Below are 15256 nucleotides of genomic sequence, written 5' to 3'. Positions count from 1 at the left end.
AAAAGTCTTGTAAATTCTCATGCTGTGAAAACATCTTCAATTATCAATTGAAGCTGTTTTTTTTAAATAATTAAAGCATAATATGATTAAATTTAGTGATGAGTGTATATCCTAATTTAATTTTTCTCTTGCTTAAATAATGCCTCTAGTATGGCGGCTTGTTCCTGAAATTGATCGAATACATTTATTTCTTCCGCAAGATCTTCTTTAAGATTGTAGAGTTGAGGACCATTTTTTCCAAATGGAGGTATATACTTCCAGTCTCCAGATACAATAGCAAGGTTGCTATATCCTTCTTGTATCAATGTCTTTCTTCCTTGTTTCGCGTTGCCAACAAAGGTATCCCATAAATTTTGACTATCAGATGCTTGTCCATCTGGAAGTTTTTGATTGAAATAACTGGCAAAACTGGCAACGAAATCAATCTGACAAACCAATTCTTGACTTACAGCAGGTTTAATGTGTGCGGGCCAGCTGATAATAAAAGGGACACGGGTTCCACCTTCATATAGGTCCGTTTTCCATCCCCGTAGTGGACCTGCGGGACTGTGAATTCCGTTTAGTTCTTCTGCTTTATCAGCATATCCATCATCCAGTACAGGGCCATTGTCACTGCTGAAAACGATCATCGTATTCTGTTCAATACCAAGTTCATGAAGTTGCTTTGTTATTTGACCAACGATCCAATCCATTTCCAAAATAGCATCACCCCGATAGCCTAAGTTGCTTTTACCCTTAAACATGGTGGCAGGCATTCGCGGCACATGAATATCATGCAGTGCAAAATACAGGAAAAATGGTTTCTTATGATTTTGCGCTATGAAATCCTGAGCTTTAGCTAAAAACGTAGTTCCCAATTCTTCGTCTGTCCATCTTGTTTGTTTTCCACCGGACATATAGCCAATTCTTCCTATACCGTTTACGATCGTATGGTTATGACCAACAGAAGATTGTAACTTTAACAATTCAGGATGTTCCTTTCCAGTAGGATCATTTCCTATTTTATTTTTATAATTGACGTTAATAGGATCTTTGGGATCCAAGCCTATTATCCGATGGTTCTCCATAAAAACGGTCGGAACTCTGTCAGCTGTTGCAGGAAATATATATGAATAATCAAACCCGACCTCATTTGGTCCTGGTTTAATATCCGCATTCCAATCCTTATTAATTTGGTCACCTAATCCTAAGTGCCATTTACCAATGATAGCAGTGGTATAACCTTCATTTTTAAATACCTTAGGCAAGGTAATCTGATCTGTTGGTATAATCAAAGCTGCATCTCCGGGAAGAATATTTCTTCCCGGTTTTCTCCAGGGATACTGACCGGTCATTAAACCGAATCTGGAAGGAGTACAGGTTGCAGAGGTTGCATGTCCACGCGTAAATCGCAGTCCATTTGTGGCCAATTTATCTGTATTTGGTGTCGAAATAGCCTTTGCACCATAACAGCTTAAATCACCATATCCCAAATCATCTACGTAAATAAAGATAACATTTGGTTTGCTCTTTTTATTTTGTGCAATTATACTAAGCGGAATAAAAATACCCGCGATCATAAGGGTTAATAAATGTCTTTTTTTCAAGGTATAGTGTTTCGGTTCAATGCAAATATAATAATCAATCTAAGAAAATTGTGAAATGCTTTCAGAATAAAATCGGTGTAATAAGCGTATAAATAATTGGAAAGGACAAATAATATTATTTTTACTACATACTTCAAAGGTTTTTTTATGAAAAAACGGTTAAAATATTCACGATCAACTTGTAATATAAAGCTTTAATTCTTATTTTTGAGTAGACTCCCAAGTAAGACTTAAATTATGGTTAGAAAAATCTGCTTATTACTTTTAACAAGCTGTTTACTAATTTCATGTTCTGACAAAGAACTTGGTTCACTTGTCGACGAAATTGATGTCGAACATCCTACTGGCGAAGAAGAAAAAGTACCGATCAGAATAGTTGCAGATAAGAGCAATCAAAATTTCTACGAGATGGTGATGTTTGAACTAAAAGATAGTACTTATAATGGACCAAACGGATCAATGCTAATTCCCTTAAAATATCAAAATTTAGATTCGCTCACATGGGAAGTTGAAGGAAGTCCCAAGAAACTGAATCTTGTCGTTAAACAATCCGGAGGATATCGGTTTACTACAGCTTGGGGGCATTATTTTTATTTACCAGGAAATTATAAAACCTACTTAAAGGGGTATAGAGGAAAGGACTTAGTTGTAAAAGATTCTGCAACAATCCGTATTTCTGGCGATGGAGACTTTTTGCACGTTAAATGGAGTGAGCTGAGTGGTGATCCGAATGAAAATATTGGCTACACCAACAATGGAACACAAGATTATGAATTTCAAGTCTACAGCAATAAAATCGGTAAAGAAATTTTCTCGAAATTAAATGTGCGATTTGAGCATTTGGATTATAGGAAGTTTAATCCTGAAATAGGAAAACGAGAACTGGAAGTTTTTACAACATATATATCCTCCCTATATGGAGAACCTAAATATGATGAAACCACTAAAGGTATCCATGCCAAGTTCAAAAAGCTTTTTAGGAAAGGTGTAAGAGCGGAGCAGGTGATCAAGATCTGGCTCGGTAAAACTTCAAATATGGCTCTTTTAAAGAAAGAGTCCTGGAAGGAAGATGGATTTGGCTATGAAATCCATGCTGAACCAAATCATTAAATGGAATAATAAAATTTGATCACAATTATACATGTTTTACATTTTAACAGTAAAAACAAACATGATAACTGCGATCTATAGTTGATTTAAAGCGCTGTTAGTGTTTATAAAGCATATTGTTTAGCGATCTTCTCTTCAGGTTTTTCAGTGAATAAATACAGACAAAAGATAAAAAAGTACTCCAGAGGTTTCATCAATCTGTATACCAAATTAGATTTTTGAGTCGTATTAATCTTTTTTGATAAAGGATAACCAAAACGATCATAAAATCTTCTGATGACTTGATGTACAGATGGAAAATGATCTGAAATTAGTTCTTCGAAAGCATTGGCAACGAGTAGTTGCCTGTTGACAACAACTTCATTCCCATGTCTTTTCCCTAAACGAAGTGGTTTTACAACCGTTGGATCTCCACAAACAGCTACAGTACATAAATAATGTCCCCTATGATCTAAAAAAGGTGGGTGAGTTTTGCTAGAAAAATTCCATGTAGTCGTTTCCGTAAATACTTTTGTTATGGAATTTACTTCCTGTCCAAATAAAACCAATATTGCAACAATAATCATAAGAACAGGAATAAGAAAGACGAGAACGTAAACGGGTTGATGGCTCACATTCGCCATTTTGGTGTTCAGGTAGTTAAGAAATTTATTCGAGTAATGTTTATTTGTTGCGTATATAGCTTCTTCTCCGATACATCTAAAAATTAAAGTAAACGCAGTCACGATATAGGTGACGGGCAGGAAAAAGAATAACCAAGAATCGTAGAATTGCGTATTCGATGAGATCTGTATTAAGACAGCAACGCTTATAATTATTCCGATAATGACAAAGATCAGTGACAGTACAAATAGAAGTGGAGGTGCTGATCTTCCTTTTAACCATAGCTTTATAATTCCAAACATGGCAAGTGCGAAAAAAGTAACTAATGTCAAGCTATGTTCTAAAGCAAATGGCGAGTAACCGCCGTCGACAATATCGATTGCTTCCGTATAATGTGAACCATAAAGCATAAGTCCGCAACCAAATAGTACAGTCGAAATACAAAAAGCAACAATAATAAGGTACTCCGTAATTTTAGTAGAGGTGTTAGCTTTCTTTCGCAACTGTTTATAAACCCAAAATCCTAGTAGTGGAAATGAAATTAGAAAAAATATGATCAGAAACTCCATTGGCTTTTCTACTTTAGTTAATAGTTAAGGGATGCAATTTTTTATGAATATAATCAAAATAAGGAAAGGTATTGCGTTCTCAATTATTTTTATAACTGATTATATTCTTTTTCTAGATGTCGTTTTAAAATGTGTAAAATTAATGGTTAAGACTCGTATAAAAAATACTAGCTGTACCTATGAAAATTAGTATTTCTGTATCTGTACCCAAAGAAATAGAGTCTTTAAATTTGCTTATCACCAATACAATAAGAAGATGAAGACTAATGAAATTAATGGATTTAAGATTGGAAATTTTTATTTGTCCGAACTCCGTACTGTAGTTTCTTTATATAAAAAACTTCAGGAGAAATCCGATTTTCAGGGAAAGGACGCAAGGATAAATATTTTGACGGCCGAATTTGGACTCCCTTTAGCTGTGCTCATGCAGGCTAAAGAAGTTATTGGCTATGCATCTGCAGTTATTAATCATTCAAACAAGGTGGAAATGACTTGTTTCTTTTTATCAGAATTTCATCAAGTCGAACTTAAGGAAGCATTAGAAGTCAAAGCAAAAAGAAATTATATCCAGACATTCGGAGATGATGATCATAGCATCTCTAAACTTAAATTGGCGATTGAACGACTTATTGATTGGCTCAACCTTTAAACTGAATGAAAATGTGAATATTTAAAACATATAGCATAGGTGCTGTTGGATACATATGATATCCTAAAATATGTAAATTGCAGCGTGTTCTATATCCAACAATTTGAAGGCAGTGAATAATAAGATTAAAAAAAAGGAAAATAATTAAATAGCGTAAAATCCATGAAGAAAGAATCCTTATACCTCAAGATTGCTCATATTATTGAAGAACAGATTGTCTCCGGAACAATGCAATTAGGTGATAAACTCCCTTCGCTGCGTGTGGTTCAGAAGATGTATCATGTGAGTATCAATACGGTTAAACAGGCCTTTCTAGAGTTAGAAAGCAGGTCTCTGATTGAATCTAGACCTCGATCTGGTTATTTTGTGAGTAAAATAGCGCAACGACGTTTATCACTTCCCTCAGTTGGTCGATTACAGGCCTCGGATAATGAGCACGACCAGGAAGATCTTATTGATAAAGTTTATAACTCGCTAAAAAAAGAAAATCTGACACAGTTCTCTTTAGGTGTTCCTGCACAAAGCATGCTTCCAATAGCAAAACTAAATAAAGGAATTGTGAATGTGATACGAAAACTTGACGACGGCGGGACCAGTTACGAACCTGCGCAGGGAAGTATTAATTTAAGAAGAAGCATAGCCAAATGGAGCATGGAGTTTGAAGGACAACTAACTGAAGATGATCTGGTGACCACTTCCGGAGCCATGAATGCCATTTTTAATTGTTTGTTAGCCGTGACAAAGCCAGGCGATACGATCGTAATGGAAACACCTGTATACTTCGGGACAATTCAAATAGCTAAGTCACTTGGACTTCATGTGATCGAAATACCTTCCCATCCGATTTCTGGGATCGATATGGACGCATTAAAGAAAGTTATTTCTAAAATAGATGTATGTTGCTTCACCGCAAATTTCAGTAATCCATTAGGCAGTCTTATGCCAGAAGAAAACAAAATCGAACTGGTGAAGATGCTTACAGAACGAAATATACCGTTGATTGAAGATGACCTGTATGGTAACCTTTACTTTGGCACCAATAGACCTAAGCCCTGTAAAGCCTTTGATGAAGCTGGAATAGTCATGTGGTGCGGTTCCTTTTCAAAGACACTGGCACCGGGGTACCGTGTAGGGTGGGTAGCGCCAGGAAAATTCAAGAAGAAGATCATTCGGCAAAAACTGCTGCAGACCATCTCAACACCTGTTTTATATCAGGAGGTTATTGCAGATTTTATGGAACATGGCCGTTATGACCACCACCTTCAAAATTTTAGAAATAAGCTGTATTCAAACTGCTTTCAGTACCAACGGGCTATCGAAGAATATTTTCCGGACAATACTAAAATATCCGACCCTCAGGGCGGATTCGTGCTTTGGCTCGAATTGGATAAAAGAATTGATACAGCATCATTGTTTGATACAGCTATCCGCCAGAATATAAGCTTTGCGCCAGGTAGAATGTTCACACTTCAGGACCGTTATCATAATTGTATGCGGTTAAATTTTGCTTTAGAGTGGAACGAACGAATCCATACCGATCTGAAACGGCTGGGTAAGATTGTGAAGAATGCTTTTTAAACACTTCTTATTCGGTATTCTTTCTGTGGTAAGACTTTATATGGTCTGCTTTAATGATTTGATTTTTAGTTGTATGTAGATTAAAAATCAGATTGTGTTTCTAGGCTATCCCTTTATTGTTTTGCTATATATTGACCAGTTTTCATTCCGGTAAAAATACATCCCCCTAGAAAAGTTCCTTCCAGAGCCCTGTAACCGTGCATTCCACCACCTCCAAATCCAGAAGCTTCTCCAACAGCAAATAATCCGGGCAGGACACGACCTTCTGCGTCAAGCACTTGACCATTTAGATTGGTTTCAATGCCACCTAACGTTTTTCGAGTCAGAATATTCAGACGTACAGCGATCAATGGACCATTTTTAGGATCTAGTATTTTATGTGGTTTTGCGGTTCTGGCAAGTTTATCGCCGAGATATTTTCGCGTATGCTGAATGTAGTTGATCTGTATGTCCTTGCTAAATTTATTGTCAAGTTGACGGTCCCGGTCCTGAATCTGTTTTTTTATCGTATTATAGTCGAGCAGTTCGTTTCCTGCTTTCTGATTCATTTTTGTCACCAATTCCTCCAGATTTGTTGCGACAATAAAATCATCGCCATGAGTTTTAAAAGCTTCCACAGGCGCTGTAGCAGCTTTCCCAAAAAGTCTGCTCAGAATGAGTCGATAATCTTTATTGGTCAGGTCTGGATTTTGCTCAGAACCAGAGAGTGCAAATTCTTTTTTAATAATTTTTTGAGTGAGAATAAACCACGAATAATCGTATCCCGTAGCTTGTATAAATTTCAACGTACCGAGCGTATCAAAGCCAGGAAAGAAAGGAGCGGGGAGCCGATTGCCCGTTGCATCGAGCCAAATTGAAGATGGCCCCGGTAGAATACGAATTCCGTGGTTCGACCAGATGGGATTCCAGTTTTTTAGACCTTCAGTATAATGCCACATCCTGTCTTTGTTGATGACGTGTGCGCCAGTCTGTTCCGCGATTTCAATCATCTTGCCATCCACATAATCTGGAACTCCACATACCATATGTTGAGGAGGAGAGCCCAGTCGAATCGGCCAGTTTTTTTTCACAAGTTCCAGATTGGCTCCAATTCCACCCGAAGCGATGACAATGTGTGCTCCACGAAAACAGAACTCACCGATACAATTTCTATTAGTTTTCTCACCCCGTTTTTTATCATCAGCTTGAAGAATATCACCTTCGACACCGACAATAACTCCATTTTCGATCAATAACCGCGACACACGGTGTCGAAATTTGAACGTAAGCAAACCTTTTTCTTGAGCTTCATATGCTTTGTCAACAAAAGGCTTGACCACGCCAGTTCCTGTGCCCCATGTAATGTGGAATCTGGGTACAGAATTGCCATGTTCCGAAGCCGAACCAGCACCACGTTCAGCCCAGCCGACGATCGGAAAAAACTTCATTCCTAAGTCCGAAACATAGTTGTATTTTTCTTCTGTTGCAAATTTAACATATTCAGAAGCCCATTTACGAGGCCAGAAATCTTCAGGACGATCAAACGAAGCCGTACCTTCCCAATCCTGATGAGCAAGTTGAAAAGAATCTTTAATCCCCAAAATTCGTTGTTGTGGAGAGTTTACGAAGAAAAGACCTCCAAATGACCAATATGCTTGGCCACCCATATTCGTTTCAGTTTCCTGATCTAAAATAAGCACCTTTTTACCGGCTTTCGTCGCTTCATATGCAGTAACGAGTCCTGATAATCCACTTCCAATGATAATTGTTGCATACTGTTCCATGTCAACATAATTTAGCTTTCTTGAAGTTAAGAAATTTTGAACAGTATGATCTTATTTTTTTAGAACTGTGTCAGTTATTGTCGTATAGCATAGAATTTTATAAATAACAGCGTCGTCCGCTTACCGGATAAATGATGAATTATTAATGACCGTAAACCAATTCCTGTAGCAATTCCTGAAGGCGCTTTGTTAAAGGTCCTGCTGCTGGGCTAAACTCTTTATAACCCAATAAAGCAGTTACAGAAGTAATATTTTTAGTAGTAGAACTAATAAATGCCTCACTTGCCGATGCAATGTCCTCAATGCTAATATTGCGGACTTCAACCACCATGATAGTTTTTGCCAATTCGATAATTTTTTTACGGGTAATACCTTGTAAAACATCTTCACCAGCAGTTAACAATTTGCCATCTTGACTTATTAAAAAGAAGTTAGCACGCGGGCATTCCGATATCAAGCCGTTTTGTATGTAAACCACATCGTCAGCCTCCTGCGATTTAGCTGCCTTAAGCGCCTGTATACCCATCACATAATCGATAGATTTGACGAGACTAAATGGACGGTGATAGAGAAAAGGAAGTAGTTTCAGACCCTTACTTTCCAACACTAAATTTCTTTTTAAAACTTGTTGACTGATAATTAAATTGGGCTCACCAATACTATACCCATCATTACTATATCCGCCGGTCAATAAAATTTTAATACCAGAATCCGGAATCATATTTGCTTCCATCAAACTTTTTATTTGAGCTTTCAGTTCATCTCTGGAGTAATTTACAGGTAGATCCATCAGCTCAGCAGATTGATAAAATCGATCTAGATTATCTTCTAGGAATACTGGAATACCGTCTACCGTTTTGAAAAAATCAAAAATACCGTAGCCGCGCACAAGAGCAAGATCCGTAATTGATAATTTAGCTTCGTTTTCAGGAATTAATTTTCCGTTGAAGATCACATAGCCCATTTGCATATACTTTTTTATATTGAATGTTTAGCGAACACAAACCTATACAATCCTCCATTGAAAAACAAGTTCTAGCCACGTGTTTAATTTGAACTTTACCCGCAAAGTAACCTGTATTTGGTAAAGAATATCACCTTTAATTTAAGAGATTTAGCGCGAACTATATTGTTCATCATGCGCAATGGTCGTTTTCAAAAAAATCAAACTCATTCTTTTTTATTAATGATTTCAGATCAAATTCACCATTTTCATAACTTTTTACAAGTCCCATTCTATGGTATTCGACGAGTAACAGTTCAGCGTTAAAATAGATGAGCTCGCGGATTATCTTTTAGCCGAGTTTATATATACTTACAGACCTAGATATGCATTGTAAGCTTCGATAAGTGCTTGTTTTTTTGTTTCGTCTTTTACAAACTTATAGATTGGAATTACACCATCTTTTTTAAAAAAATCAACCAGGGTAGGAGCTGTCTTCGAAATATTATTCCATTCCTGAGAAACAATTTTTTCTCCGGTGTAATTCGTGACATCGATCATCCAAAAATTGGGCGCTAGTTTATTTCCTCCAACCAGTTCAACAGCTAAATTCTGTTTTAATGGAGCGGCTTCTTTCGGTGTTTCTGTCCAAGTAGAAGGGGTGGGCATAAAATATTTATACATCGTTGGTATAAACCACTTTCTTCCATTAGACGCTTGATTATGGCGATAGAGATAATCCATTCGTTGTCCAACATCGATTTTCTTTAAAACATGTGTTCCATAAAGAGCTATTATTTCTTTGGCTGTTTTTGTCTCCAGATCATTTTTAAACGCTGAGGTTAGATACTTAGATTGAAATTCATTGAGATCCATTTCAAAGATTCCAAAAGTAGCATATACTAGGACTTGAGAAATCCCTTCATATTCATAATCTATTGATCTAAATGTTGTATCATTCTTAAATGCTGATTCGAAAGTCTCTCTAAAAATATGTTTATATTTAGCAAGTTCCTCGCTGCTAAGCCCCGCTCTTTGCCCCATCGTCTGGATACATGTTTCTTTTGTTCCACTTATTTCTAATTTAGGGCCACCACTTGAACTGAAACTTTGAAAGATCGTTCCACCATCCTTGTCAAATGCTTCAATATCGATTACTTTGTTTCTAGTAGATGCAGGATGCGCATATTTACCCGTAATATTATAGCCGTAGCCGAGCATATAATAGGTGTCTGTAACATCCTTAGTTCTCCAATCTATATGAGCAGTATTGGATAGATCTATACCTGTAAAATAAGGGTTGATTTTTTCTTCGTGAGTGATTAGATTATCTTCTTTTGCTTTATTACATGAAGCAAATAGAAATAAACATAGCGTTATCAAGGGTAATTTATTTATCATGTTATTGATTTGAAATTCAAAGATAAATAACTTCTTTACATTTTATGTTTTTTTTACCAATGATTTAATTAGTTATCGCTACTTGGAAATCGATATTCAGATTTTGATCATGACTTTACGAAATACTAAGGTTAGTTTTTTAACAATTTGATCTATCTTATGCTGCTAAGCACTAATTTTTTACATATCGGTATAAAATAAGACAAAGATTCAACGATAGGGAATTTATGGCAGGATGAATTTAGTAGTATGATTAGTTTTTGACGTAAAGTACTATATACTATTATAAAGTAAAGATGAAATCATCAGATCAGTTGCTACACTTCTTTTTTTAATTTCGTATCCTTTGAATCGAAGACATTTTAATTTTTTACGTTTAAGTGTCATTAGTTTTTTTAGATTTACCGCCCCGATGTATCAGAAACAAAGCGAAGGATTTTGAAGAAGTTAAAAATAAAAGATAATCAGCAAAAGAAGGAAGACCAGGATCTGTCTTTTAGAGTGTTTGATTTAACCAAAGAAAATTTGGATCAATATACAATAGCGCATAAGAAGGATCACTTTTGCATCTACGTGATTGAAAATGGGACCATGCAAATGAGTGTAGAAGATAAAATCCATACACTAAAATCAGGTAAGATTGCCGTAATATTTCCAGAGCAGGTGAGTTTAATCGCAAATCAAAGTATAGATCTAAAAGGTAAGATCATCCTATTTGAAGAAATATTATTCTGTTCCGATATTTTGAAAAATGAATTGAGTACATACAATGTTAACCTTTCCACACAGCTCAATTGTACGATGCTTGCCGCAGCAGATTTTCAGCGGAGTCTCGGGATGATCAATATTATTCAAGATGTTTATCAGAATCCCTCGCTGGTTAAAAAGGAGCAAGCCAGATTTTATATTAAAATTTTATTACTCGGATTAATTGAATCTGTCCATGGTTTACATCCCATAATGTATCAGGAAACTAGCGATAAGCCCATTTATATCAAGTACAAGAAATTGTTGAATATACACTACAAACAACATCGTACAGTTCAGTATTATGCGGCGGAACTGATGATAACGACAAAAAAATTAAATGCCATCACCAAAAAACATTGCGGTGAAACAGCTATTCAAACTATTCATCACCGTATTTTAATGGAAATTAAAAGGCAATTGATGTTTTCCGATCTAGCTCACAAAGAGATAGCTTTTGATCTAGGGTTTAATTCGCCATCAGCATTGAACAAGTTCGTGCGCTCGAAATTAAAAGAAACACCCACACAGCTGCAGCAGGAACTGTCGCAAATGTATAACGGATAATCCCATTTGTATAACAGTGGTAATTCCTGCTCATGTACTTTTGTCAAGTACAAAAAAATATAAACATGAGTAAATTATTTATTGCAGGTGAGGTTTTCCATGGTGCTGGAAGTCTTGAAGAGCTGAAAAATATCAAAGGTCAAAAAGCTGTAATCGTAACCGGTGGCAGCTCGATGAAAAAAAGTGGTACTTTGGATAGAGCCATTTCATTTCTTGCAGAAGCAGGGGTAGAAGTAAGTGTTTTCGAGGGCGTTGAAGAAGATCCTTCTTCAACAACTTGTTTAAAAGGAGCAGCGCAGATTCAAGCATTTAAGCCCGACTGGATTATCGGATTGGGAGGCTGTTCTGCTATTGATGCCGCTAAGATCATGTGGGTTTTTTACGAATATCCTGATATTGATTTTGATAGTATTTTAAAACCTTTTACAGTTCCGGTTTTAAGAAATAAGGCCAAATTCATAGCGATTCCCTCAACAAGCGGTACAGGAACAGAAACAACAGGCCTTGCTGTGATTACAGATCGTGAGAAAGGTGTCAAATATCCGGTTGTTTCTTACGAACTTACACCAGATATTGCTATTGTAGACGGAGAAATCTGCGCGTCTATGCCTGCCCATGTGACAGCAAATACAGGTCTTGATGTATTGACTCACTGTGTTGAAGCTTATGTTTCCAACATTGAAAACAATTATGCTGATGCATTATCAAAAGGAGGTTTAGCGCTTGTATTTGATAATCTTAGCGAAGTTGTCCTTCATCCGGATAACATTACAGCACGTCAAAATATGCATGATGCCTCATTTATGGCCGGTTTGGCTTTCAATAACGCTTGGTTAGGTATAGTACACTCGCTATCACATCAGGTAGGAGCATTATATGGAATACCTCATGGAGCTTCCAATGCGATTTTTCTGCCCAATGTAATCCGCTATAATGCCCAAGAAACTACACGTTATCCAGATTTAGCGAAAATAGTAGGTGAGGAGACAGCAGAAGGATTAGCACAAGCTATTGAACGTTTACGCTCTGAAGTGAATAACAACGCTTCGATCAAAGATTTTGGTATTTCAAAAGAACTTTGGGAGAAAAATTTGGATTTTATTGCTCAAAATGCACTGGTAGATCCGTGTACAGGGTTCAATCCACGTGTTCCTTCTTTAGAAGAATTGAAGGCAATCTATAATGCGTGTTATGAAGGTGTTGTATTTTCAGAAGAAGCTGTAAATGCTTAATGCGATCAGCATTGTTTACAATGGTTTTGTATACAGGCCCATTGTAAACAATTTGAAGAACAGGGAGTCCATATGATTTCCTGTTTATTTTCTTGAACGCAGAAGAGGTGAAATATAAGAAGCACTTTATACTACGACTTCAAGAAGTCGAAGTAGCTTCGTAAAGAGCATTTTTGAACTCACTCGGAGTTTGGTTTTTAATCGTCTTAAAGACTCTATTGAAATTTGATAAACTATTGAAACCACAATCGTAAGCAACTCTATGTATTGAAAGTTGATTTTCTACAATTAATTTGCATGCCTGCATGATGCGTACTTCATTGACAAATTGCACAAATGTTTTTTGAGTTTGAGCTTTGAAATAACGGCAGAAAGCATTTTTGCTTAGATTCATTGCCAGAGCGATTTCCTCTAAACTGATTTCTCTCGAATAATTGGTCAGTACATATTGAACTATCTTATCAATTTTTAGAGCGTTGTTAGGAAAGTGAATATTTGAGTAGTCAATGTGACATAAAACATTTTTGTCCGATGCATCTTGTAGTTTTTCGATGATTTGCAGAAATATAATTATTCTTTTCAATCCTTGAGCATCCAGAAGCTTGTACAATAATTTTTTGATCTGCTCTTTGCATTTTCCTTCATAGCGTATCCCCCTTTTAGATAGAAGCAGAAATGCCTGTAATTTCTCAGTATCATGAAATGATGATAAGATTTCCACTAAACGGTCCGGATCAAAAAACAAGGCAATAGAATGAGCATGATGTTCCTTCTCCGATTCAATAACATCAGTAAACCATACATGAGGGAGCTCCGTCCCAGTTAACGTGAGTTCTTCACTTATAAAATAATCGAAATGATCACCGATTAAACGTTTACCTTGGCTCTGCACAATATAAGTCAATTGACATTCTTTATGAAAATGATAATCGGTAGAGAATGCTTGCTGCTGTGTTACCCGTACTGCAAACAAATCTTCCCCCACCGTTTCCATTACTTTTGCAAAAATGGGTTTCATAACAAGGTTGTGTGTTTTTCAATATAAAAAAATAAGAAATCATTACAGCGAGATTTTTATTGTGACTTACAAGATCGAACAGGTAAAATTTTCGTAATGTGAATGAACAAGATACGCGCGAGCAAGCACAACGATCGTACTACATCTATGTAAGAATTCTTTTATGTGAAAATCATCAAAAAAAATTATCCTTGCTACTGCTAATTTGATTTATTGTGATGTTTTTTTGCAATGCACTAGAGAATCTTACCACATAGTTTTTAAACCGGGAAATATATTTTTGCACTATTAATATTATTTTAAAAAAATGATGCCTATCTTAAGACTGTAAACCACAATTACAATTTAAGAAACACGGTTAGGAGAAGAAAGGTTATCATTGATCATAATTGTAGGTGTCTTTTTCGACGAAAGATAATTACTTTGAATGGATCTGTTATTTTTTCTAAAAGATGTAGAGCACTATACTGATAAACTAAATTGATAGAACAGCCCAAATTATAACATTATGAATAAATATTCGAAAATCATTATTATAGCTTATATTTTAGTAGAAACCGTTAGTATAGTTTTATTTTCTATCGGGGAAATAGGTTTACGAAGTTTTCTGCTTTCAACAGGTGTGTGCGCGCTCGGGATCTTCGCGCAGATATTGAGCAGAAATAAAAGAAACAAATTAAACGATATTAGACAGTAGAATTATATTCGATCTATATATGCTATAACTTCATAGCCTTATTTTGCAGTTCTATTTGTGATAAGACTTCTTGATCGAAACCTGACTTTTTCAAAATTTGAAGAATAAAGGCTGTTTTTCCTTCTACATAATGATCAATATCATCAGGATACTTTGCCGCTAGTTCGGTTTTTAATCGACCATAGTCTTGTGCTTCATTCAGATTTGCGCGTAGGTAATCTCTTAACAATAAATGATTTTTTAAACTCTCACTATCTTCAACACAAACATATAAATGATGCTCATGCCAATAATAGCCAGAACCATCCATAGGCGTTAATTGGTCATCTCTTTTAAAGGCCTCTCTTCCAGGAATACCCATTTCACCGGAATACGTATAACCTAGTTTTCTGAGTATACTTTTGATCTCATCAAATTTTTCTTTATTGCTGATGATAATATCGATATCGATAATAGGTTTAGCGGAGAGACCAGGTACAGCGGTACTGCCCACATGCTCAATGTTACATATTAGCGTTTTCAAATAATCTTGGAAAACGGATTTAAGTTTTTCAAATTCAGTAACCCAATCTACAGTATAGGGTACTACTACAACCTTTTTTACTTTCTTATTTCCCATGCCGTGTGTTGGTTTGAATTTCAAAATTAAGGAATAAGTTTAAATTCATGTTATGCACGATCATTAAGACTTGTTTTGTTCTATTGTGGACAGTATGTTTTAAGTGGTACGCACACGATTGTTAATCATTTCATAAGCTTATGGTAATCCCTATTTAACACGCAACGTATAGCT

Annotated in this window: 12 protein-coding genes; 5 read left to right on the top strand and 7 right to left on the bottom strand. The window is 36.0% G+C overall.

Annotation, left to right across the window (positions count from 1 at the left end):
- Positions 1-116: 116 nt before the first annotated feature.
- On the bottom strand, positions 117-1586 hold the full coding sequence (locus tag EDF66_RS02495; RefSeq protein ID WP_243655974.1) for a sulfatase family protein: 1470 nt from the start codon (positions 1584-1586) through the stop codon (positions 117-119).
- A gap of 237 nt (positions 1587-1823) precedes the next feature.
- Between EDF66_RS02495 and EDF66_RS02490 the strand changes: the two genes are divergently transcribed.
- Complete coding sequence (locus tag EDF66_RS02490) at positions 1824-2696, top strand: hypothetical protein (RefSeq protein WP_132767702.1); 873 nt, start codon at positions 1824-1826, stop codon at positions 2694-2696.
- Between the two features lie 104 nt (positions 2697-2800).
- On the opposite strand, the gene EDF66_RS02485 is transcribed toward EDF66_RS02490, so the two are convergent.
- Positions 2801-3868, bottom strand: a complete 1068-nt coding sequence (locus tag EDF66_RS02485; RefSeq protein WP_310437763.1) for a DUF6688 family protein — start codon at positions 3866-3868, stop codon at positions 2801-2803.
- 256 nt (positions 3869-4124) lie between these two features.
- Between EDF66_RS02485 and EDF66_RS02480 the strand changes: the two genes are divergently transcribed.
- Both EDF66_RS02480 and EDF66_RS02475 read left to right on the top strand, forming a co-directional pair.
- A complete protein-coding gene (locus tag EDF66_RS02480; RefSeq protein WP_132840318.1) occupies positions 4125-4517 on the top strand; it encodes a hypothetical protein in 393 nt (130 codons plus the stop codon).
- 162 nt (positions 4518-4679) lie between these two features.
- On the top strand, positions 4680-6095 hold the full coding sequence (locus EDF66_RS02475) for a PLP-dependent aminotransferase family protein (RefSeq protein WP_132840316.1): 1416 nt from the start codon (positions 4680-4682) through the stop codon (positions 6093-6095).
- Between the two features lie 113 nt (positions 6096-6208).
- Here the strand turns inward: EDF66_RS02475 and EDF66_RS02470 are convergent, their stop codons facing one another.
- From EDF66_RS02470 to EDF66_RS02460, 3 genes are all read right to left on the bottom strand, one after another.
- Positions 6209-7858 carry an FAD-binding dehydrogenase gene (locus EDF66_RS02470; RefSeq protein WP_132840315.1) on the bottom strand — a complete coding sequence of 550 codons (1650 nt, stop codon included), beginning with the start codon at positions 7856-7858 and terminating at the stop codon, positions 6209-6211.
- 142 nt (positions 7859-8000) lie between these two features.
- Entirely contained in the window at positions 8001-8828 is an 828-nt protein-coding gene (locus EDF66_RS02465; RefSeq protein ID WP_132840313.1) for an aminotransferase class IV, read from the bottom strand.
- A gap of 345 nt (positions 8829-9173) precedes the next feature.
- Complete coding sequence (locus tag EDF66_RS02460; protein ID WP_132840311.1) at positions 9174-10202, bottom strand: hypothetical protein; 1029 nt, start codon at positions 10200-10202, stop codon at positions 9174-9176.
- Positions 10203-10640: 438 nt separating this feature from the next.
- Between EDF66_RS02460 and EDF66_RS02455 the strand changes: the two genes are divergently transcribed.
- Both EDF66_RS02455 and EDF66_RS02450 read left to right on the top strand, forming a co-directional pair.
- Positions 10641-11516 (top strand): AraC family transcriptional regulator, encoded by an 876-nt coding sequence (locus EDF66_RS02455; RefSeq protein ID WP_207898399.1) that lies wholly within the window; start codon positions 10641-10643, stop codon positions 11514-11516.
- A gap of 65 nt (positions 11517-11581) precedes the next feature.
- Positions 11582-12748 (top strand): iron-containing alcohol dehydrogenase, encoded by a 1167-nt coding sequence (locus tag EDF66_RS02450; RefSeq protein WP_132840307.1) that lies wholly within the window; start codon positions 11582-11584, stop codon positions 12746-12748.
- A gap of 139 nt (positions 12749-12887) precedes the next feature.
- On the opposite strand, the gene EDF66_RS02445 is transcribed toward EDF66_RS02450, so the two are convergent.
- Together EDF66_RS02445 and EDF66_RS02440 are read right to left on the bottom strand one after the other, a co-directional pair.
- Positions 12888-13766, bottom strand: a complete 879-nt coding sequence (locus EDF66_RS02445) for an AraC family transcriptional regulator (protein ID WP_132840305.1) — start codon at positions 13764-13766, stop codon at positions 12888-12890.
- A 719-nt stretch (positions 13767-14485) separates the two neighbouring features.
- Positions 14486-15082 carry a GrpB family protein gene (locus tag EDF66_RS02440; protein WP_132840303.1) on the bottom strand — a complete coding sequence of 199 codons (597 nt, stop codon included), beginning with the start codon at positions 15080-15082 and terminating at the stop codon, positions 14486-14488.
- Positions 15083-15256 lie beyond the last annotated feature (174 nt).

It is taken from the genome of Sphingobacterium sp. JUb20 (assembly GCF_004342035.1).
Lineage (GTDB): Bacteria > Bacteroidota > Bacteroidia > Sphingobacteriales > Sphingobacteriaceae > Sphingobacterium > Sphingobacterium anhuiense.
This window is presented reverse-complemented; position numbering and strand designations above follow the sequence as displayed.